Source organism: Campylobacter sp. GB48, assembly GCF_049221845.1.
In the GTDB taxonomy this organism is placed as follows: domain Bacteria; phylum Campylobacterota; class Campylobacteria; order Campylobacterales; family Campylobacteraceae; genus Campylobacter_D; species Campylobacter_D lari_C.
In genome coordinates, this window is sequence record NZ_JBMJAR010000008.1 from 1 (window position 1) to 21,485 (window position 21,485).

Below are 21,485 nucleotides of genomic sequence, written 5' to 3' on the forward strand. Positions count from 1 at the left end.
CTTTTTTATCTTCTTTTTTATCTTCTTTTTTATCTTCTTTTTTATCTTCTTTTTTATCTTCTTTTTTATCTTCTTTTTTATCTTCTTTTTTATTAATAGGTAATGTGGTGTTAGTTTCAATTTTTGGTTGTTCTTTTTTTATTTTTTGATCTTGTATAACTTTTAAAGCATTTTTTAAACGCGAAATTTCTTCTTCACTTACCCCACTTTCTTTAAGCTCTTGCACATAAGCTTTATCATCAAAACCTAAAGAATTTGAACTTATAATTAATCTTTTTAAAATCTCATTTTTTTCTTCATTATTATCATTAATCACACTTTGTATATACAAAGATTTTAACTGCTGGTGTAATTGTAGTTTTTCTTCTGAATTAGAAGTTAAAAAATTTTGATCAAATTTCTTAACTTCTGCATTAGCAAAAACACTAAGACAAAATAATAAAAAAATAAAAAATATTCTAAGCATCTTCACCATTAACTAATTTTTTCATTAGCTCTTCTACACCAATAAGCTTATCTAGTCTATATCCATTAACCCCTGTAAAAAATAAGCCTGTTTCTTTTTTACCACTCCAAGCATCATATAATCTATCTGCTATACAATAACCCACCTTAGTAGCTTCCTTGCCTCTGCCACATGGTGCAACACAATTGCTCACACAAGAAATTTTTGGCCCCATTCTTTTATCCACTAAATTTAAAAGATTAGTTCTTACTCCTCTTGCGGGATAGCCAACTGGAGATTTTAAAAGCTCAATATCTTCTTTTTTACAATCTAACAATACTTGTTTAAAATCATCACTCGCATCACATTCAAAAGTTCCTATAAAGCGAGTTCCCATTTGAACGCCACTTGCTCCTAAAGACATCATTTTTTCTATATCTTGCTTATCCCAAATTCCACCTGCAGCAATTAATGGTATATCTCCCCAGTTTTTAATTTCTTGCGCAACTTGTGGCACTACATTTTCTAATTGATATTCATCCATTAAACATTGCTCATAAGTAAAACCTTGATGTCCACCACTTTTTGGTCCTTCAACTATAACTGCATCAGGCAAGCGATTATATCTACTTTGCCATCTTTTGCAGATAATTTTTAAAGCTTTAGCTGATGATACAATAGGCACCAAAGCAACATCAGGATAATCTTGTGTAAATTCAGGTAAATTTGTAGGAAGCCCTGCGCCTGAAACTATTACATTAAAACCAACTTCACAAGCATTGCGTGCAATTTGCGCATAATTATTACTTGCATATAAAATATTACAGCCTAAAGGTGCATCTTTACAAACCTTTCTAGCATTATCTATCAAGGCTTTTAAGCCTGCTTTTGAGTAAAAATTATCACTACCATAAGGCTTTGCATTGAACTCTTTATCTATATGTGCTCTATTTTCATAATATCCAGTTCCTACTGAAGAAATAATCCCTAATCCACCATTTAAAGAAACCGCAGAAGCAAGTTTGTCCCAACTTATACCAAGTCCCATACCACCTTGAAAAATAGGATATTTTATCTCATGCTTTCCAATTTTTAAAACTTTAAAACTCATCATATTACCTTTAATTTTGCAAATTTTCTTTTTCCAACTTGTAAAATATATTCACCACTTTCTAGTTGGTATTGTTCATCTTGAACTTTTTCTCCATTAACACTTACTGCATTAGAATTAATCAATCTTCTAGCTGCTGAAGTAGAACTTTCCATTTTGCACTCTACTATAGCTTTTGCAAGCCAAATACTACCTTCTAAGGCAAAACTTGATATATCACTAGGAAGCTCTTTTGCACTATGAACTTTATCAAATTCTTCCTTAGCTTTTAGCGCACATTCGCTTGAGTGAAAACGTGCAGTAATTTCCAAAGCTAAATTTTCCTTAGCTTTTTTAGGATGTAATGAACTGTTTTTAATATCATCTTTTATTTGTGAAATTTCATTTAAGCTTTTTTCACTTAAAAGCTCATAATATCTAAACATTAGCTCATCACTTATACTCAAAACCTTAGCATACATATCTTTGGCATTTTCAGTCACACCGATATAATTTCCTAAGCTTTTACTCATTTTATTTACGCCATCAAGGCCTTCAAGCAATGGCATCATCATCACCGCTTGTTCTTTTTGGCAATTATATACTCTTTGAAGCTGTCTACCCATTAAAAGATTAAACTTTTGATCCGTTCCACCCATTTCTATATCACTTTTTAATGCAACACTATCATAACCTTGTAAAAGTGGATATAAAAACTCACAAATTGATATAGGACTTTGTTCTTTAAAACGCTTGGTAAAATCATCTCTTTCAAGCATTCTAGCAACACTAAAAGTCGAAGCAAGTTCTACTATACCAGCGGCACCAAGCTCATTGAGCCATTTAGAATTAAAATGAATTTGAGTTTTACTTGGATCTAAAATCTTAAAAACTTGCTCTTCATAGGTTTTGGCATTTTTAAGTACTTCTTCTTTATCAAGCTTTTTTCTTGTAGCACTTTTTCCTGTTGGATCACCGATTTGAGCAGTAAAATCACCTATTAAAAACTGCACTATAGCTCCATGCTTTTGAAGCAAAGCCATTTTGCTCAAAACCACAGTATGACCCAAATGCAAATCAGCAGCTGTAGGATCAAAACCAGCCTTTATAAAAAAATTTTCACCTTTTTCATAGTAATTTTTTACCAAAGAAACTAATCTTTCCTCATCAATAATTTCTGCTATTCCTCGTTTAATTTCTTTAATAATTTCTTCAATATTCATTATAAAACCTTTTTTAGTGATTATTATACGCATCGTTTAAAGATGTAAAATCTAAGATTTTATACCTAGCTTTTAATCTTTCTTTTGCATTTTCAACATCTACATTATTAGGTAATTCAACCTGCACTTCAAAATAATTTGCCACCACAGGCTCTGAATCAGCTGAATTGATACTTAAAACATTTATTTGCATTTTAGCTAAAGTAGTTAGAAAATCTGCTAAAGAACCTTTTTTATTTTCTATAGAAACGATGATTTTGTAACTTTTTATCGAGCTATCATTCCAAGAAACAAAAACCATTTCTTTATTATCTTCTATCATTTTCATTGCTTGCTCGCAAAGCTTATGGTGTATCGTTGCTCCAGTTGAGTGTCTAAAAGCAATGATTTCATCCCCTCTTTTAGGCCTACAACAATAATCAAAATTAATCGTGGTTATTTTATAGTTAGAACCAATTACTATACTTTCAAATTTTTGCTCATTTTGCTCAAATTTAGCTGCTTGATTTTGCCCTATATATTTTCTAAGAGCTATAATTACCTCTTTAAAATAATTAAAATCCAAGGCAATTTGTCTGAGCTTTTTGTTAAATTTTTCTTTTTCAAGCCATTCTTCTATAAGCTTAGAATCTTTATTAAACACCGTAGATAAAAGATTTATAGCAATTTTATTATTTAATTCTTTTTTCTTTTGCTTACAAAAATCTCTTATACTAGCCCTAGCTTTTCCTGTTTTAACACTATCTATCCAAGAACATCTAAAAAATTCTTCTTCTGAAGTTTCAATGCTAACTATATCTCCATTTTTTAACACAGTTAAAAGCGGCACTCTCATACGATTAACAAAAGCTGTTTTTGCATGTAACCCTACTTTAGTATGAACCTCATATGCAAAGTCTAAAGCCGTAGCCCCACGCGGCAAAGTGAAAATCTCACCTTTTGGAGAATATACCGCTATATCTTCTATATATAAACTATCTTTTGCATATTCATAAAGCTCAATAGCATCACAATCTTGTATATTATTTCCTTCTTCTTTGCCATGCATGGAAATATCTGCAAGCCAATCTAAATTTGGTGTTGTTATGTTTCCTTCTTTGTATTTCCAATGTGCTGCCACACCAAATTCAGCAGTCTTGTGCATATCAAAGGTGCGAATTTGAGCTTCTATAATATTTTTTGCATCAAAAAGTGTTGTGTGTAAGGTTTGATAACCATTTTGTTTTGGCAAGGCTATATAGTCTTTAAATCTTGAGATTAAAGGATTAAAATGCGTATGTAAAATTCCTAAGGCCAAGTAGCAATCATAAACTTTTTCTACCAAAATTCTTACACCCAAAAGATCTAAAACTTCATCAAGTCCTACACCTTTTCTTTGCATTTTCAAATAAATAGAATAATTATGTTTAATTCTTTTATGTATAACAAAACTGCCTTGTCTAAAACCATTCTCTAAAAACAACATTTCTATCTTTGAAATAAATTCATTAAATCCAAGTTGAATTTGTTGATCTTTTGCATTTATATAATTATCAATTTGTGCATACTCATCAGGTAATAAAAACTTAAAACTTAAATCCTCAAGTAAATTTTTTATACTTGAAATTCCAAGTCTGTGAGCTATAGGCGCATATACTACCAAGGTTTCTTCGCTGATTCTTTTTTGTTTATCTTCTCTTAAAAAATTTAAAGTAAGCATATTGTGTAATCTATCGCAAAGTTTTATTACAAGCACACTCACATCTTCAACACCAGCTAAAAGCATATTTCTAAAAGTTAAAGCAGATTTTGCAAGTTTTTCATTAGAATTAGAGCGCGTAAGATGATCTTCTCTAATACTGACTATTTTAGTTAAACCTTGAACTAATTTGGTTACCTCTTCACCAAAATTTGCATTTAATTCGTCTTCATTACAATTTGTATCTTCTAACACATCGTGTAATAATGCAGCGATGATCATAGACTGCACCGGGCTTAAAAATGCCACAAAAGAAGCTACTAATATAGGATGGACTGCATATGGTTCCCCACTTTTTCTAAATTGTCCTTCGTGTTTTTGGATACAAAAATCTACTGCTTTTTCTAAAACAGCAGATTGTGGAAAGACCATAAAAAGGATTTCTTTTGCTCTTTGTAAATCCTTACAATTTTTAACATCATCAACAAGTTTATCTAACAATAACTCATCATTTACTAGCTTCAATAAATCCCTCTAAAACGATTTTGTCTTCTGCTATTTCATGTAAAGCAATGTCGGTATATTTGAATTTATTTTTATCTAAATTTACCAAAGGTTCTGCACCGTTTGCAAGCTCTTCAGCTCTTTTAGCCACTACAAGAGCTAGTTTATATCTATCATCTTTTAATTTTTTTAATGCTTTTGCAGCTATTTGTTCTACTCTCATTTTTTACCTTTAACCTTGATTTTTAACAATAGAGCATAAGCTCATATCGCCTTGAATGATTTTTAATAAATTTCCTTCTTTAAACATATTACATACCACGATAGGTAGAGCATTATCTTTAGCTAAAGCTATTGCTGTATCATCCATAACTTTTATATTATCATGTAAAGCTCTTTCATAGCTTAATTCATTTAGCATAATAGCATCATCATATTTTTTAGGGTCTTTATCATAAATTCCATCTACTTTAGTCGCTTTAATAATCATATCTGCTTGAATTTCTACCGCTCTTAAAGTTGCAGCAGTATCTGTAGTAAAATAAGGATTACCTGTACCACAAGCAAAAATAACTATACGTCCTTTTTCTAAATGTCTATGCGCTCTTCTCATAATATAAGTTTCACAAAATGCTTCCATTTGAATAGCACTTTGAACCCTTACATCAAGCCCAGCGCTTTCTAATGCTTCTTGCATAGCTATAGAATTAATCACAGTAGCAAGCATACCCATATGATCGCCACTTGTTCTTTTTATAAGCCCATCTCTTGCAGCAGATACCCCTCTAATGATATTTCCACCGCCTATTACTATACCTACTTCAACATTTTCATTAATCAAGCTTTTTATCTCAGAAGCTATGTATTTTAAAATAGAATTTTCTATACCAAACCCATTTTCTCCAGCCAAAGCTTCCCCAGAAAATTTAACCAATACTCTTTTTCTTTTATTGTTCATTAAATTTCTCCTTTGATTTGAAACTATATCAAAATTCGCATTAAAAAAAACTAATTTATTTAATCATTTCTAAAGGATTAATATGAAAATTCTTTTGTGTTACTTCAAAAGTTAAATCACTCTCAACCCTGCCTATAATATAACCTTTTTTAATATTTCTACCCACTTTAACCCCAGGTGCAATTTTATCTAAATGTGCATAAATAGTATGTATACCATCTTTATTTTCAACAATCACAACTTGTTTTAAAGTTGGAGTTGCTTTTGCAAAAACCACTTTACCATCTAAAACATTTCTTACTGCAGCATTAGCGCTATCACTTTTTAAAACTACATTTTCGTTATAAATTTTAATATTATAAATAGGATCTATGTAATTTCCAAATTTTTGTTTTACTGTGTAAGATTCTAAAGGGGCGATTGTCTTAGAGCCGCTATAGCGCTTGACACTGCTTGTTTGATAGCTTGAACCCACTTGTTTTATATTTGAATTTGGCTTTTTATCTTCTTTTTTTTGTGCTAATTTTTCTTCTTCTTTTTCTTTGATAATTTTTAATTTATTAAGTGTTTTTCTTAATTCTTGTTGTTGAGCTTGTAAATTAGAAAGTTTTCTAGTATAAATTTCCTTATCAGTTTTTTGTTTAACTATTTCTTGCTCTTGCTTTTTTCTAAGATTTTTAAGCTCATCAATTTGATCTTTATAGGATTTTAAATTGCTATTAATTGTAGTAATTTGTATTTGTTTTTCTTCTATTTTTTTGCTTATATCTTCATAATCTTTTGAAATTTGGTAAAATTCTTCCTTAAAAATTTTATCTAAAACCCCAACTAATTCTAAAGCTATAATACTATCTTCACTTTCAATATAATTTTTAGGAATTGCCAAATCATAAGCAAAATCTTTAGCAATTAAATCAATAATCTTTCCTTCGATTTTATTTTTATTTTGCAAAAGATCTTTATTTTGCGCATTGAGTTGCTCTAGTGCTTTTATTTGAGTTTTTACTGAGCTTTCAAGCTTAGAAGTTTTTGAAGTTAAAGTGCTAATTTCTGAAGCGATTTTTTTTAAATTTTTCTCATTATCTAAAATTTCGCTTGCTAAATCTTCTAATTTTTTAGAAAGTTGCTTTACTATACGTTCATTTTCTTTAATATCTTTTTGTTTTTGTTCGATTTCATTTGCAAACAAGATAGAACAAGAAAATAAAAAAAGCCAAAAGCATTTTTTCATTTTCTAACCTTAAACATTACAAAATTCACACAAGCAAAACAAACACAAAGCATTGCTAAAAAAATCAAAAACAAATGCGTGAAAATACTTATTTTAGGTAAACTAATATCCACACTTTGCAAAGCTAGTTTAATGGATTCAAGATCATAAACTTGGGTAAAAAATAATACAAGCAATAAAAACGCTATAAAACAATCAATAAAAACAATCTTATAAAGCATAAAAGATCTAAACCAAAATGGTGCTCCAAGTAAACACATGATTTCTACTCTTTGAGTATGCTCAAAAAGCCAAATTTTCATTTGTTTAAGCAATAATACAAAACTAAGCAATATTATAATAAACAAGAAAAACCATAATAAAAATTTCACCAAGACCAAAAGTTTATAAATTTTTGTATGTGTTTTAGCAAAAGTTTCTACTTTAGTAATATTAGGATTTTTTAAAAGCTTATCTTTTAAAGCATTTAGTTCATCTTCTGATAAAAGCTTATTGAGTTTTAAAGTATAAAATTTTGGCAATGTAGCCTTTAAAACCTCTATGTTTTTAGCCGATATATCATTCTTAAGTCTATCTATCATTTCATTTGGATTTAAAATTTCTAAAGACTGAAAATGACTTACTTGATCTTCTATGCTTTTTTTATCTAAATGAGTTTTTCCTACTAAAATAATATTATAATCTTTATTTAAAAGTTTTTCATAATGCTCTATAGTTTTGTTTGTAATGATTAAAAATTCAAAAGCAAACATCATTACCATTAAAGCAAATATTAAAGAAAGATGATTTTTAAAAGATTTCATTCATTCTCCCATTTTCTATATTAAAACGACGATAATCAAGTCTTAAATTAGTAGGAATTCTATGCGTAACAACTACCACACAAGTTCCAAGTATTTCTCTAGCTGATTTTAATAAAGTCCATATAATATCTGAAGAATACTCATCTAAGTTTCCCGTTGGTTCATCGCATAAGAGTAATTTTGGATTATGTGCTAAAGCTCTTGCCATAGCCACGCGTTGTTGCTCTCCACCTGAAAGCTGAGCTGGCTTTTTATCAGCTTTGAAAGTTAAATTTACATGCTTTAAAAGCTTTGCAGCTTGTTCTTTACATACATTCTTACTATAACCTTTAATCATCAAAGGTAGCATTACATTTTTTTCTACACTAAATTCTTGAACTAAACGATAATCTTGAAAAATAATTCCTATTTTTTGCCTAAGCTGCAAAAGCTCAGCATTAGAAATATCCACTAAGTCATCATTGCAAACCTTTAAGCTTCCACTTATTGGCTCCAAATCTCCATAGAAAGATTTTAACAAAGTTGATTTCCCGCTACCACTTTTTCCTGTAATAAAAACAAAATCATTATCTTTCAGCGAAAAACTAGCATTTTCTATAACAAGTTCATCATAACCAAGACAAAGCTTTTTAGCTTCTATCATCACTGCTTTTTCCTTAATTTATTTTATAAATTATTATTTGATATAAGAATACAATATTTCTCTTAATTTTTCTATAGCTTTTAAATTTTCTTTAGTTTTAAAGGGTTGCTCAAAGATAAATTCTATTTTTTGTGTGTTTAAAGCTATATAAACATGTTCAGGCTTGTAAAAAGCACCAAAAGCTATTTTAATAATAAGCCCATCATCCTTAATATACATTTTTTCAAAATGCAAGAAAAAATCCTCACCTTTAAAAACCTCATTTTTAAAATTCTTTTTTACACAAGCTAATTCTTCTGTGTTTAATTTTAAATCTTCAATAGCAAATTTTTGATCCTTACTTAAACTTTCACTCTTACTAAAACCACTGATGATTAAATCATATATATCTTTATTTTGTCTTTTCCAACGATCTTCATATTTGCTTGAAATTTCTAAATTTTCATTTTTCTTAATCAAGGCTTTTAAATGCGAAAAAGTTAAAAAAGTTTCTAAAGTAAAATCAAAATACAAAAAGCTATCTGTTCTAAGTTCAAATTGTCCATTTTCTTTTAAAACTCTAGCGCATTCATTTGCAAAATTTAACCCCACTACTCTACGGTGAGGCTTTTTATCCCAAGGAACAGGAAAATGCAAAAAGATTTTATCTACTAGATTAGATTCAAGTACGTTTAATAATAATCTTGCATCAGTTTCTATTAATAAAACATTATTTAAGTTTTCACTTAAGGCAAGTTTAGCTACTTGCTCTAACGCAGGGGTGTAAATTTCTACACCTATAATCAAAACGTCAGGATTTAATCTTGCTTGATAAAGCAAATGTCTACCACTTCCAAAGCCTATTTCAATGTAAATTTGCTTTTTGTTTTTTATTTGCTCTAACAACTCTTTTAAATCATTAGCAATTAAAGGTGTTTTTTGGATTAACCTTGTATGTTTTAACGCCACAGCTTCACAAACTACATCTTGAGTGAAATTTTCTTTAAACACAAGTAAGGCTTTTTGCAAGTACCCAATTTGCGAAGGCTTAGTGTGTTTTTCACCTTTAATAAGCCATTCAAGTTTTTTTTCATCTTTTTTAATTTGCAAAAAAAAGTTTTCTTGTTTTATGCGCGTAAAAAGCAAATCTACATTTTCACCTTTAGCAAGCCATAAAAATTCAACCCCATCTTTTTCAAAAGGAAGTTGAATTTCTTTTAAAATTTTACACTTAAAATTTGGCATTATTTCACCGCTGTAAATTTATCAGAAGCTTTTGATTCTATACCATTTGCATCAATAGCTATAACTTCATAACTATACACTTTTCCAGGAACAGCTGTGATATCTTTTAATTGTTTAGATTTAATCTCTTTAAACATAGCATTACTTCCACCACCACTTCTTTTAACTATATACTCTTTAGCTCTATCATCATTATCAACCCATTCAACTCTAATGCCATCATCTTCAACAGCACACAAAACAATACTTGGTGCTAATGGCGCCCCTAAGGTAATACCTTCTACAGGCTCACTTGCTATAGGACTTTCCAAGCCATCTTTATCCACCATACTCACTTTATAATATCTTTTTTCAGCCACACCTTTAACTACATCTTCATAAGTATTTTCAGAAGTTTTAGCTACCACGCTAAAAGGTAAAAAGGTAGTTGAACTTGAATAAATTTTATAATAAGCAAAATCAGCATAATCAATTTTATCCCAAGTTAGAATGATTTTTCTTGGTGCATCTTTGCTTGCTTGCAAATTACTTACCATAGGAGGAAGGGCTTTGGTGGTTGATTCGACTATCTTACTTGGAGTACTTTTAATACCATCATAAGTTAAAGCAATGATTCTATATTGAAAACTTTCATCAGGCTTTAATGAATCATCTATATATTCAGCACTTAAGCGATTTTTAACCCTAGTTAATTCTTTAAATTTCATATCTTTCATGTTTGCACGCTCAATGATGTATGAATTTACTCTTACATCAGGGTGTGGTCTCCAAACTATTTTTACACGATTTGGCAAACCAACAATAGCTTGCACAAAAGGCACTGGATCAATCACTCTATTTGTAAAAGCTTCTATACTCACGCCATCTTGAGAAACTTGTCCAAGCTCGTTAAAGGTTTTCATAGAATAATAATACCTTGTATTTGGTTCTAAATTTGTATCAGTATAATGAGTTTGAAATTTATTTTTAATTTTTGCTATAAGCTCCATAGGTGCACCAGCTGCATTTGCCCTATAAATATAATAGCCTGCTATATTTTGATCATACAATGGTTCCCATTCAAAAGCTATACTTGTAATATCACTTATACTTTTAATATTTGAAATTTTTGGTAAAGTATCATTTACTTGAGCAATTTGAGGCGAACTCATAGTTGTACTACAAGCACTAAAAGCCAAAGCAGAACTTAAGATAATCCAGTGAAGTTTTTTCATCTATCTCTCCTTGTGTAAAATTTTCTTTTAAAATTTGATAAAAATCATCAAACATAGGAGCTTTTATAAACATTAACTCTTTAGTCCTAGGATGAATAAAATAAATCAAATACGCATGAAGCATTACTCTATTATACTTTATTTTTCCTTTATATCCGTATAATTCATCTCCTAAAATGTAGCGATTAAAATCTGCCAAATGCACCCTGATTTGATGGGTTCTTCCTGTGTATAACTTAGCAGCTATTAAAGAGCAGTTTTTAGCACTTAATAAATTTATAAAATCTGTTTTTGCATTTTTTGCCAAAGGATTTTTAGTGTTTGTAGTAATTTTTTTAAGCCTATTATTAGGACAACGCATAATAGCTTTTTCATTACTCATTTTATCATTTTTCAAAGGCAATTCACTCAAAGCAAGGTAAAATCTTCCCATGCTTTTATCTAAAAGTTGATTTGCTAAAAATTGATGTGCTTGATTGTTTTTAGCTATGATGATAGCTCCGCTTGTGCCTTTATCAAGTCTATGCACAAGCCCTGCTCTATGCTCTCCATTTAAATTTGATAAAGCATAGCCCTTATGCAAAAGCCAATCCACCAAAGTCGCTTCTTTAACACTACTTGCACCATGCACGACAACATTAGGAGCTTTGTTTAAAACTAAAACATCATCATCTTCATATAAAATTTCTATATCAAACTCGGGCGTGTAGCTTTCTTTGGCTTCTTTTACTAAAGGTAAAAAAATACTTATTTCATCTTTTTGTTTTATTTTTTTAGAACTTTTATTTTCTAATTTTTCATTAATATATATGCAATTTTCTTTGATTAGTTTAGCAACTTGCGAACGACTTTGCTTAAGTATATCTGATAAAAAAATATCCAATCTTTCTTCACAAAGCGATGAAATTTTTAGCATATTATATTTCCTTGTGATAAAATTTGCAATTTTAGCATATAATTACACAATATTTTGTAAAAAAGGTTAGCTTTGATAAAACTTGATAGAAGAATTCTAACGCATTTTGATTTTGTTCAACCTCTTTTAGTGTTGCCTATCATAGCTATATCTTTTCTTTTAATTTATGAAGCAAATACACGCTTAGCCGAAAAACAATTTATCTATACTTTAGTAGGTTTTGCAGGATTTGCATTTTTTTTCTTTTTACCTTTAAGAAGATTAATGTGGCTTATACCTGTGTTATATTGGATCAATATAGCTTTACTTTTGAGCGTAGATATTTTTGGTGTTGAAAAACTTGGTGCTAGAAGATGGCTTGAGATACCTTTTACGCATTTTACCATACAGCCTTCTGAAATTTTTAAGCCTTCTTTTATTTTAATGTTAGCTTATTTGATTTATCAAAACCCACCACCTCATAATGGCTATGGTTTAAAACAATTTTTAAAGCTAAGTTTTTATATCTTACTCCCATTTTTACTTATAGCAGGAGAACCTGATTTAGGAACAGCTTTAGTACTTTTAATAGTAGGCTTTGGAACGCTTTTTATCATAGGGGTAAATTATAAAATTTGGCTTAGTATTTTTTTAGTTATAGCTATTGCTTCACCTATTATTTATAGTGATTTTTTAAAGCCTTATCAAAAACAAAGAATTCATGATTTCTTAGCTGAAGAGCCAAGTTACCATGTAAAACAATCCATCATCGCTATAGGAAGTGGTGGTTTGAGTGGAAAAAAAGCAGATGAAGCCACACAAACACATTTTAAATTTTTACCTATTTCTACGAGTGATTTTATCTTTGCATACTTATCTGAAAGATTTGGTTTTATTGGTGCGGTTATAATCATATTGCTTTACACCTTACTCATTTTTCACTTATTGAGTTTGAATTACAAACTCAAAGATGATTATTTTACAAGAGTAGTGACAAATTGCATTGCTTTGTTTATTTTCATATATGTAGCAGTAAATATATCAATGACCATAGGTTTTGCTCCTGTTGTTGGTATACCTATGCCATTTTTTAGTCATGGTGGAAGTTCTTTTGCTACCTTTATGATTTTCTTTGGAATTTTACAAAATTTAATAACTTTTAGATATTTAGCAATAGAAAAAGCGGTAAAAATAAAATTCTAAATTTAAATTAAGGAAATAAAGATATAATAACATTTTTATTTTAACTTCTGGCGGATTTATAGCTCAGTTGGTTAGAGCAACCGGCTCATAACCGGTTGGTCGCAGGTTCGAGTCCTGCTAAATCCACCATTTATTTTTATTAAAAACAAAAATAATACTCCTTGAAATATAAAATTTTTACAACAAGTATAATAAAAATTTACATACTTTAGAAAAATTAGCAATTGCGTTCAATAATAAATTATTTAAATCAACCATTATAAAAATATCAGATATTAAAACTGGATTTTACAAAGAGACAAATAAGAATTTTCATTTTGCATAAGCTTATAACAAAATATTTATAATACACTGCTAAAGATCATTACAACCCTTTTTCAGCAAAACAAAAATCTAATTCTACGGCAAATCAAATTAATTCTAATGAGAATAGTATAGTTACTATGAGAAATACACCTAAAGACATTGTTAGTGGTGGTTTAAGTGTTGCAGAGGAAATAAATAGAGTAAATCAAAATACGCAAGATAAAATTCAAAAACAAATAAATGATAGAAATTCGGATTTAAAAGAAAATAGTACTCCTAAAATTTAAGGAGTATTACTTTTCTACTTGTAATCATTATGGTGAATATTATAAGGTAGAAAACTATAAGAAATATCAGTAAAATCATAATTGTTATAGTCTTCTTCTCTTTTTGCAGGCGATAAAGAAATAATCTTTTTTGTATTTAAAAATAACAAACTAAGTATAGAGATTGATCCAAAAACTACAAAAAAACAAATTAATGAAAATAAAAACTGAAAATTTGACAGCTTGGTACTACTGATATAAACAATATAAGATATAATAGGGATTATATTAACTAAAACAACAAAACAAACAATTATTTTATTTTTCATGATTACAGCCTTTTTACATTTAAAAATTCATTATGGTAAAATTAAAAGATTAGAAAGACCTTATCGAGAATTATATGAGCAGTGTAAAAATTTTCCTACAAATAAACAAGAAAAAATTTCACATTATCTCTCTTCAAATAGCCAGGATAATTATTTAGAGGCAATAAATTTTATCTTAATCGCAGAAGAAAGCGTTGATATAGCTTTAAAATCAAAAAATAAAGATGTTGCAGAAAGCAGAAGAAAACTTGCATTAGAAATGGAACAAAAAATACAAGAAAGACATCCTAAAGCTTATGGTTTAATTGCTGGTATTATTCAGCTTTTAAAAAATAATTATGGTGTAAGTCTTTTTGAAAATCAATATATTAAGTATTATGAAGACGCTAAGAAACTAAAAACCATTAAATCTAGGCAAAAAAGAATTGATTGTATAAATGATTTAATAAAAGAAGCTGAAATAAATCCTAAAATTGATAAAAAATTATTGATTTTTGGAAAAATAAAGTAAAAGAAATAAGATAATCAAATTTTAAGTTTAAGGTTTGTAGAAAAATAAAGTGTCCATTTTTATGGACTTTTTATTTTTCCACCGACAGATTTCTTCTTGTTTGTTACACCATGATGAAAGCATATTCTGTCCCATTATTGTATTTCTAATGTTATAACAATAAAATTAGCAAAATGATAAAGATTGGTTGCGAAGGGGAGATTTGAACTCCCGACCTTCGGGTTATGAGCCCGACGAGCTAACCACTGCTCTACTTCGCGGCATCATATGAAGTGGATGGGGTAAAGGGATTCGAACCCCTGAATGACAGGACCAAAACCTGTTGCCTTACCGCTTGGCGATACCCCAATAAATGAAGTAATTTCTAAATTAGAACTGGTATTATATATTATTTTTTACATAATGTCAAGAAAAATGCTATAATATTTTTAAAAATATTATTAAGGAATAATTTTATGGGATATATAAGCATAGAACAAGCTATAAAAGAACTTCAAGATGGCAAGATGTTAGTAATGGTAGATGCAGAAGATAGAGAAAATGAAGGGGATTTAATTTTCCCTGCGCAATTTAGCTCACAAGAAAAAATAAATTTTACCATTACTCACGCAAGAGGTGTGGTGTGTGTAGCATTGAGTGAAAACTTAGCTAAAAAATTTGAACTACCTTTAATGGTACCTAAAAATACATCAAATCACGAAACAGCTTTCACCATAACCGTTGATGCAAAAAATGCAACAACAGGAGTAAGTGCTTATGAAAGGGATATGACTATACAAATTTTTGCTGATGATAATGCAAAGGCAAGTGATTTTGTGCGTCCTGGTCATATTAATCCTTTGATAGCAAAAAAAGGCGGGGTTTTAGAAAGAACAGGCCATACCGAGGGAACAGTGGATTTATGTCGCTTGGCAGGATTAAAAGAAGCGTGCGTGATATGTGAAATTGTCAAAGATAATGGAGATATGGCTAGAAGAAGCGATTTGCTTGAGTTTTGCAAAAAACACGCTATTAATATGATTACTATTTCAGATTTAATCGAGTATCGTTTAAAAAATGAAAGTTTGATTTCTTTAATCAAAGAAGAAGACAGTATTTTAGCAGGTTTTAAAGCTAAAAAAATGACTTTTAAAGATCATAATGAAAATGAACATATAGCTTTTAGCTTTGGCGCTTTGAAAGAATGTGAGAATGTTAAATTTTATCTTAGTGGAAGCGACTTTGAACTTCTAACTTCTAATAAATTTAATGAATTATTAAAACAAATTGAGTTTTTAAGCCAAGAAGGTGGCGTAATCATTTTCATGAAAAATGAAAAACAAGAAAACACACAATTTAAAAATTACGGCATAGGAGCGCAAATTTTAAGGTATTTAAAAATTTCAAAAATCAAACTTCTAAGTCAAAATACCGATAAAGAATTTATAGGCTTAAAAGGTTTTGGGCTTGATATTACAAGCAGTGATTTTAAAGCTTAAATTCTAAAAACTTAAACTTATCGCCAAAGTTAAACATCAAATTTTTACTTTGGCTGATAAAGTTTTTACAAATTTGGGGATTAGCATTTTTAGCATGTTCGATAATTTCTTCTAAGCCAAAGTCAATTAAGGCTTGATTTTGATTTTTATATTCTAACACTTCAAAGCCCTCTTCTTTTAAAACTTGTAAAAAATGATCAAAATTTACATTATATGTAATATCACTTTTAGCAAAAAAATCTTTTAAATTCTCTTCAAAAAGATTATACACTTGGTGATTTTTATACATTCTAATGCTAATTTTTTCTTCTTTTTTTGCATAATCAAAACATGCAAAAGTTAGTTTTTCACAAGTTTGTTTTAGTTTGGATAAAAAAGGTTTATAAGAGATACAAAGCTCGCTATTGGTGATAGCATATTTTTCACATTCTTTTAAAAGATCTTCATGCATAGGCTTAAAAACAATGTTTAAATCATCATCAACATATGCCATTGTTTTATCTTTTATAAGTTCACATGCAAAACAATCAAATAATTCATTAGCATAAAAAAAAGCATTTTTAAAATGACATTCTTCTAAAGAATTATAAATTTTTACATCTAAATCATATTCATCAAAAAGTTTTTTTTGAACACATCTTAACTTTTCATGCGACTCTATGACAAAACATTCAATCTGCTCTAAAACATCAGCTCTAAGAGTGTATAAAGCTTGTATAAAATCAAGCATTAAATGCCCTTCATTTGCCCCTATTTCTACAACTTCAACCGGTAAAGTTAGTTTTTTATCATCTATAAGTTTTAAAAAATGATTGGCTAAGAGCACCCCAAAAAGATTTCCCACACTAACTACAGTATAAAAATCTCCATTTTTGCCAACACTCACAGCTTGAGAGTAATATTTATCAATCCAGTTTTGAAAAAACTCACTAAAAGCTATCATTATAAAGCATTAAATTTAGCTATAAAATCAAGTGGATCAACTTGCACACCATTGACTAAAATTCCAAAATGCAAATGTGGTCCTGTAACCCTACCACTAGCTCCACTCAAACCTACAAGCTCGCCTTTTTTTACCTTTTGCCCTACTTTTACATTAAGTTTTGATAGATGATAATACTGAGAATAAATCCCATATCCATGATCAATCACTACCGAATTTCCTGCATAGTAACGATTTGAAGCAATCCTTACAATACCATCATTACTCGCATAAATTTTTGTTCCACTTGCTGCTCTAAAATCAGTTCCGCTATGATAACTTTTAAGAGTATCATTAAACAATCTTGCTTTTCCAAAATCACTTGTAATTTTACTTTCTAAAGGATATGTAAAATTGCCTTCAAATAAAGCTGTATTAGCATAAGTATTATAAACCTTAATAGCTTCTTGATATTCTTTACTAATGCGCTCAAGTGTTTCTTTAGGTGGATTGACCTTAGAAGCGCTAACTTTTAAAAATTCTTTTTTATAGTTTCCTTCACTAAATTTTATGTTAATTTCTTCTTTGGAATTATCTTTAAATTCAGCTATTAATTTTCTATCTTTAGGATTTTTATAAGGCATAGCTATGCTAACAATGATTTTATTTTTATACTCAAAAAAAGGAAGTTTTTTAGAATTTGAACTAACTTGCAAAAAATTATTTTTATCAAATTCTAAAAAAACTACTTGACCTTTTACAAGCTCAATCTCTCTAGCTTCTAAAGTAAAAATCAAAAAACATAGAAAAAAAAGAATTCTTCTCATACACTAAGCTCTTTAATATCAGCTATTTTTAAAAACTCACGATAGATTGCACACACCAAAGCTTGACGATTATTTTTGATATTTTCATCTTTGTCATTAATCATTACTTTATCAAAAAAAGCATCAATTTGTGGTTTTAGCGCAAAAAGGCTTTCTAAAAGCTCTTGAGTGTTGTTTTCTTTTGTTTTACACTGCATAAAAACTTGATATAAATCTTTTTCCTCTTGAGTGTTAAACAAATTTTCATTAACTTGAGCTTCACTCAATACTGCAATATTTGCTAAACGCTTAAAAGTAGTAAAATTTTGACTAAAATCTGCCTTATTTGCGCTTTGAATCAAAGCTTTCATACAAGAATCAATATAAATAACATCATAAGTTTTAGAGCTAAGCACAGCTTTAACAAAAGAAGCATTTACTTCATAAAAAGTATATAAACGCTCTAAGATAAAATCTAATAAAATTTTCAAATCAAAGCTTTTATATTCACTAGCTATTGCTTCTAAAAACATCTTAAGATCAAAATTTTTATTTAAAGCTAGGATAATTTTTAAAACACCATTTGCTGCTCTTCTTAAAGCATAAGGATCTTTTGTGCCACTTGGGATTTTCCCCATTGAAAAAAGCCCCATAAGTGTATCAAATTTATAAGCTAAAGCTACAATAGAGCTAAATTCATTACTTGGCATAGCTGAATTATCGCCATTTGGAAGGTATTGCTCTTTAATCGCCAAAGCAAGCTCATCGCTCATACCCATAGCCTTAACATAATAAGATCCCATAATACCTTGAAGATCAGTAAATTCATACACCATTTGAGTACTTAGATCAGCTTTTGAGTATTCTATGGCTTTTAAGATTTCATCTTTTTGGGTATTAGCAAAAATCTCACAAAGCTTAGCAGCGATTTTTTGTTCTCTAATGATTTTATCTTTTAAGGTTCCAAGTCCTTCAAGATAAACCATTTGGCTTATTTTATCATTATTTAAGCCCTGTGCTAAGTCATTTTTCCAAAAAAACATCGCATCGCTCAATCTTGCTCTTAAAACCCTTTCATTTCCATTAATGATTTTAGAATAATCTTTACAAACCGCATTAGAAACTACGATAAAATGATTGCTTAAAGTATTGTTTTTAAATACTGCAAAATAGCGTTGGTTTTCTCTCATGGAAGTGATGATTACCTCACTTGGGATTTCTAAATACTCTTTTTCAAAATGCCCTAATAATGCTTTTGGATACTCTGTGATAGCTACAACTTCAGCCAAAAGCTCATCATCTTCTGCAATAGTAATATCATTTTCTTTTTCAAGCATCTTTAACTGTTCAATGATAAGCTTTTTTCTTTGTTCTTGATCTAAAATAATATAATTTTGCTCTAAAGTTTTAAAATACTCATCAATATTCGCAAAAGCTATCAAATCATAACTAACACTTCTATGTACAAAAGTACTTTTTGCACTTTTAACACCATAGCTTTCAAATTCAATCAACTCATCATTTAAAATACAACAAAGCGAACGAATAGCTCTGATAAATTCAAAACTACCATCACCCCATCTCATGGTTTTACCAAAGCTCAAGCTTTTTAAAAAAGCTTCGATCATTTGAGCTAAAACTGCTTTGCTTTGTAAGCCTTGCACCTGTTTTTGACAATACAAAACTTCTTTACCTTTAATTTCTTTAAATTCAAGCTCTTCTTCTTTTAAACCACTTTTTTCTAAAAAGCTAAGTCCTGCTTGAGTAAGCTTTCCATCTTTATAAGCTATCGCCTTAGGTGCGCCTATAAATTCCACAAAAGAATCATCCTGTTTTTCTTTAAAATTTTCATGAATAAAAACTAATCTTCTAGGAGTATAGAAAAATTTAAATTCAGATTCTAAATGATACTCTTGTAAAATCTTTTCCCATTTTTTAGTAATATTTGGAAGCTCTTTTAATAAAGGAATAGCAGGAAGTTCTTCTGTGCCTATTTCTATTAACAATTTCATTTTACACTCTTTTTTAAAAATTTTTAGTGTATTTTACCTATTTTTTTTAAAATCTTTCTTTGTTTTTAGTTTTTCTTCTCTTTGTTTAGCTTTTTCTTGCATTTGGCGGTTAAAGCCAAACACAAGAAAAACCATAAAAGCTACAAACAAAGCAATAATAATATAATCTATCATTAGTCCCAACACTCTGCATTTTTAATACCAAGCTTTGAAGCACTAAACACTGGATCTCTACCTTGTCTTTTTTGCTCGCTAAAGTCTTTTAATACCTTTTTCACTATACCACCAAGCAATAAAATAGAAATGATATTAATCGTAGCCATAAACGCCATAGTAGTATCAGCTAAATCCCACGCAAATTTTAAATCCATATTTGCACCAATAAAAATCATAAGCACAGCGCTTGCTTTAAAAAGATTAATAATAATAGGATTTTGAGTAAGGTATTTAATATTTGCTTGAGCATAGTAATAATTTCCTATCAAAGAAGTAATAGCAAATAAAACTATACTAACAGTAGTAAAATGCACACCTAAATTTCCATAATATTCTTTCATGGATTCTTGCACTAAAGGCAGTGCTGTTAAAATAGGCTTACCATCTACGCCGATATTATTTGCATAAGCAAGTGAAAATAACACTAAAAATCCTGAACTTGTACAAATAATCACATCAATTAATACAGAAAATGCCTGAATAACCCCTTGTTTTGCAGGATGAGTTGTAAGAGCTGAAGCTGCTGCATTTGGCGCTGAACCCATACCCGCTTCATTAGAAAACAATCCTCTTTTTATACCTATAACCAAAGCAGAGCCTGCAAATCCGCCAAAAATAGCTTCAAAATCAAAAGCACTTTTAAAAATCATAGAAAACACTTCAGGAATTTTATCAAAATTCATAAACATTGCTATGATAGATAAACCCACATAAATCATAGCCATAATAGGAACGATAACCGAACTTACTTTACCTATTTTAGTATGATCACCAAAAAACATATAAGCAGCAAAAACAGCTAAAATTGCTCCTATTACAATAGGCCACCAACTTTGAGCAAAACTCACTTCGCTAGCATCAACCATGCCTTTATAGTAAAACTCAAACGCTGAAGTCATAGTTTGGCTTTGAAGACCATTAAATCCATAAGCGTAAGTGATGATTAAAATCACCGCAAATATAGCTCCAAGCCATTTTAAATTTAAGGCTTTACTAATATAATAAGCAGGACCACCTTTAAAACTTTTACCATCACGGCTTTTATAAACTTGCGCTAGAGTGCTTTCTGCAAAAGCTGAGGCACCACCAAAAAACGCCATAGCCCACATCCAAAACAAAGCACCTGGCCCACCCAAAACAACAGCTACTGCAATACCTGCGATATTTCCTATACCAACTCTTGAAGCTGTTGAAATCATCAAAGCTTGAAAAGGAGTAATATGGTGCTTTTCATGCTTTTCTTGCTTTTCTGTTAAGATATCAAACACATAAGGAAGCATTCGAAATTGCACAAAACCCGTCAAATAACTATAATAAAACCCTGTGGCAATAAGTAAAATTACTAAAATAGAATAATACTGATTATTCACAAAGGCAACAAATTGGGATATCAAATCCATATTTATCTCCTTTTTTATAATTTCTGAGCATAAATTTATCATAAAAAAAATGAATTTGTCATAAAAAAATATAATTTTAGATTAAATTTATTTTATTTTTTAAAGCTATGTGAAAATTTAACTCAAAA

20 protein-coding genes, 3 tRNA genes and 2 pseudogenes are annotated in these 21,485 nt (G+C 29.5%); 5 read left to right on the forward strand and 20 right to left on the reverse strand.

The window, feature by feature from the left end:
• From ACOTVC_RS05425 to ACOTVC_RS05480, 12 genes and pseudogenes are all read right to left on the reverse strand, one after another.
• Window positions 1-466 (reverse strand): annotated as a pseudogene (locus tag ACOTVC_RS05425) (N-acetylmuramoyl-L-alanine amidase); the annotation flags it as partial.
• The gene (locus ACOTVC_RS05430; RefSeq protein ID WP_214116820.1) at window positions 459-1,556 is read right to left on the reverse strand and encodes a nitronate monooxygenase; all 1,098 of its coding nucleotides are present in this window, start codon (window positions 1,554-1,556) and stop codon (window positions 459-461) included. The gene ACOTVC_RS05430 and the pseudogene ACOTVC_RS05425, both read right to left, overlap by 8 nt.
• Window positions 1,556-2,758 (reverse strand): tyrosine--tRNA ligase, encoded by a 1,203-nt coding sequence (gene tyrS, locus ACOTVC_RS05435; protein ID WP_214116822.1) that lies wholly within the window; start codon window positions 2,756-2,758, stop codon window positions 1,556-1,558. The genes ACOTVC_RS05430 and tyrS overlap by 1 nt, the downstream gene beginning before the upstream one ends.
• 13 nt (window positions 2,759-2,771) lie before the next feature.
• The gene (locus ACOTVC_RS05440) at window positions 2,772-4,961 is read right to left on the reverse strand and encodes a RelA/SpoT family protein (protein WP_421627907.1); all 2,190 of its coding nucleotides are present in this window, start codon (window positions 4,959-4,961) and stop codon (window positions 2,772-2,774) included.
• The gene (locus ACOTVC_RS05445) at window positions 4,945-5,163 is read right to left on the reverse strand and encodes a DNA-directed RNA polymerase subunit omega (protein WP_214099482.1); all 219 of its coding nucleotides are present in this window, start codon (window positions 5,161-5,163) and stop codon (window positions 4,945-4,947) included. Before ACOTVC_RS05445 ends, ACOTVC_RS05440 begins: the two co-directional genes overlap by 17 nt.
• A gap of 9 nt (window positions 5,164-5,172) precedes the next feature.
• Entirely contained in the window at window positions 5,173-5,898 is a 726-nt protein-coding gene (gene pyrH / locus ACOTVC_RS05450) for a UMP kinase (protein WP_421627909.1), read from the reverse strand.
• 55 nt (window positions 5,899-5,953) lie between these two features.
• On the reverse strand, window positions 5,954-7,129 hold the full coding sequence (locus ACOTVC_RS05455; RefSeq protein ID WP_421627910.1) for a murein hydrolase activator EnvC family protein: 1,176 nt from the start codon (window positions 7,127-7,129) through the stop codon (window positions 5,954-5,956).
• Complete coding sequence (locus ACOTVC_RS05460; RefSeq protein WP_214099480.1) at window positions 7,126-7,932, reverse strand: ABC transporter permease; 807 nt, start codon at window positions 7,930-7,932, stop codon at window positions 7,126-7,128. Before ACOTVC_RS05460 ends, ACOTVC_RS05455 begins: the two co-directional genes overlap by 4 nt.
• Window positions 7,919-8,575: a cell division ATP-binding protein FtsE gene (locus ACOTVC_RS05465; RefSeq protein ID WP_214115577.1), complete on the reverse strand. Its 657-nt coding sequence runs from the start codon at window positions 8,573-8,575 to the stop codon at window positions 7,919-7,921. The genes ACOTVC_RS05460 and ACOTVC_RS05465 overlap by 14 nt, the downstream gene beginning before the upstream one ends.
• Window positions 8,576-8,608: 33 nt before the next feature.
• Entirely contained in the window at window positions 8,609-9,799 is a 1,191-nt protein-coding gene (trmB, locus tag ACOTVC_RS05470; RefSeq protein ID WP_214116802.1) for a tRNA (guanosine(46)-N7)-methyltransferase TrmB, read from the reverse strand.
• Complete coding sequence (locus tag ACOTVC_RS05475) at window positions 9,799-11,013, reverse strand: fibronectin type III domain-containing protein (protein WP_214116804.1); 1,215 nt, start codon at window positions 11,011-11,013, stop codon at window positions 9,799-9,801. The genes trmB and ACOTVC_RS05475 overlap by 1 nt, the downstream gene beginning before the upstream one ends.
• Entirely contained in the window at window positions 10,967-11,929 is a 963-nt protein-coding gene (locus tag ACOTVC_RS05480) for an RluA family pseudouridine synthase (RefSeq protein ID WP_087685598.1), read from the reverse strand. Before ACOTVC_RS05480 ends, ACOTVC_RS05475 begins: the two co-directional genes overlap by 47 nt.
• A gap of 72 nt (window positions 11,930-12,001) precedes the next feature.
• Here ACOTVC_RS05480 and ACOTVC_RS05485 point away from each other — a divergent pair, with 72 nt between their 5' ends.
• From ACOTVC_RS05485 to ACOTVC_RS05495, 3 genes are all read left to right on the forward strand, one after another.
• The gene (locus ACOTVC_RS05485) at window positions 12,002-13,111 is read left to right on the forward strand and encodes an FtsW/RodA/SpoVE family cell cycle protein (protein ID WP_039641193.1); all 1,110 of its coding nucleotides are present in this window, start codon (window positions 12,002-12,004) and stop codon (window positions 13,109-13,111) included.
• Window positions 13,112-13,163: 52 nt separating this feature from the next.
• Window positions 13,164-13,240 (forward strand) — tRNA-Ile (locus tag ACOTVC_RS05490).
• 314 nt (window positions 13,241-13,554) lie between these two features.
• Entirely contained in the window at window positions 13,555-13,704 is a 150-nt protein-coding gene (locus ACOTVC_RS05495; protein WP_214099375.1) for a hypothetical protein, read from the forward strand.
• Window positions 13,705-13,718: 14 nt separating this feature from the next.
• On the opposite strand, the gene ACOTVC_RS05500 is transcribed toward ACOTVC_RS05495, so the two are convergent.
• Window positions 13,719-14,012 carry a hypothetical protein gene (locus ACOTVC_RS05500; protein ID WP_421627912.1) on the reverse strand — a complete coding sequence of 98 codons (294 nt, stop codon included), beginning with the start codon at window positions 14,010-14,012 and terminating at the stop codon, window positions 13,719-13,721.
• A 19-nt stretch (window positions 14,013-14,031) separates the two neighbouring features.
• Between ACOTVC_RS05500 and ACOTVC_RS05505 the strand changes: the two are divergent.
• Window positions 14,032-14,537, forward strand: a pseudogene (locus tag ACOTVC_RS05505) (hypothetical protein); the annotation flags it as partial.
• Window positions 14,538-14,707: 170 nt separating this feature from the next.
• Here the strand turns inward: ACOTVC_RS05505 and ACOTVC_RS05510 are convergent.
• Together ACOTVC_RS05510 and ACOTVC_RS05515 are read right to left on the reverse strand one after the other, a co-directional pair.
• Window positions 14,708-14,783: transfer RNA gene (locus ACOTVC_RS05510), tRNA-Met, on the reverse strand.
• A 13-nt stretch (window positions 14,784-14,796) separates the two neighbouring features.
• Window positions 14,797-14,871, reverse strand: a tRNA-Gln gene (locus ACOTVC_RS05515).
• 107 nt (window positions 14,872-14,978) lie between these two features.
• Between ACOTVC_RS05515 and ACOTVC_RS05520 the strand changes: the two genes are divergently transcribed.
• Complete coding sequence (locus tag ACOTVC_RS05520; RefSeq protein ID WP_087689726.1) at window positions 14,979-16,001, forward strand: bifunctional 3,4-dihydroxy-2-butanone 4-phosphate synthase/GTP cyclohydrolase II; 1,023 nt, start codon at window positions 14,979-14,981, stop codon at window positions 15,999-16,001.
• Here ACOTVC_RS05520 and ACOTVC_RS05525 read toward each other — a convergent pair.
• Genes ACOTVC_RS05525 through ACOTVC_RS05545 form a run of 5 tightly spaced genes read right to left on the reverse strand, consistent with a single transcriptional unit; the run spans window position 15,991 to window position 21,357 of the window.
• The gene (locus ACOTVC_RS05525; protein WP_421627945.1) at window positions 15,991-16,941 is read right to left on the reverse strand and encodes an SAM-dependent methyltransferase; all 951 of its coding nucleotides are present in this window, start codon (window positions 16,939-16,941) and stop codon (window positions 15,991-15,993) included. The genes ACOTVC_RS05520 and ACOTVC_RS05525 overlap by 11 nt on opposite strands.
• Before the next feature lie 2 nt (window positions 16,942-16,943).
• Window positions 16,944-17,750 carry a M23 family metallopeptidase gene (locus ACOTVC_RS05530; protein WP_214116533.1) on the reverse strand — a complete coding sequence of 269 codons (807 nt, stop codon included), beginning with the start codon at window positions 17,748-17,750 and terminating at the stop codon, window positions 16,944-16,946.
• Window positions 17,747-19,741, reverse strand: coding sequence for a glycine--tRNA ligase subunit beta (gene glyS / locus ACOTVC_RS05535; protein ID WP_214116531.1), 1,995 nt, complete (start codon window positions 19,739-19,741; stop codon window positions 17,747-17,749). Before glyS ends, ACOTVC_RS05530 begins: the two co-directional genes overlap by 4 nt.
• Before the next feature lie 33 nt (window positions 19,742-19,774).
• Window positions 19,775-19,915, reverse strand: a complete 141-nt coding sequence (locus ACOTVC_RS05540) for a hypothetical protein (RefSeq protein ID WP_087685579.1) — start codon at window positions 19,913-19,915, stop codon at window positions 19,775-19,777.
• Window positions 19,915-21,357, reverse strand: coding sequence for an alanine/glycine:cation symporter family protein (locus ACOTVC_RS05545; protein ID WP_214116529.1), 1,443 nt, complete (start codon window positions 21,355-21,357; stop codon window positions 19,915-19,917). The genes ACOTVC_RS05540 and ACOTVC_RS05545 overlap by 1 nt, the downstream gene beginning before the upstream one ends.
• Window positions 21,358-21,485 lie beyond the last annotated feature (128 nt).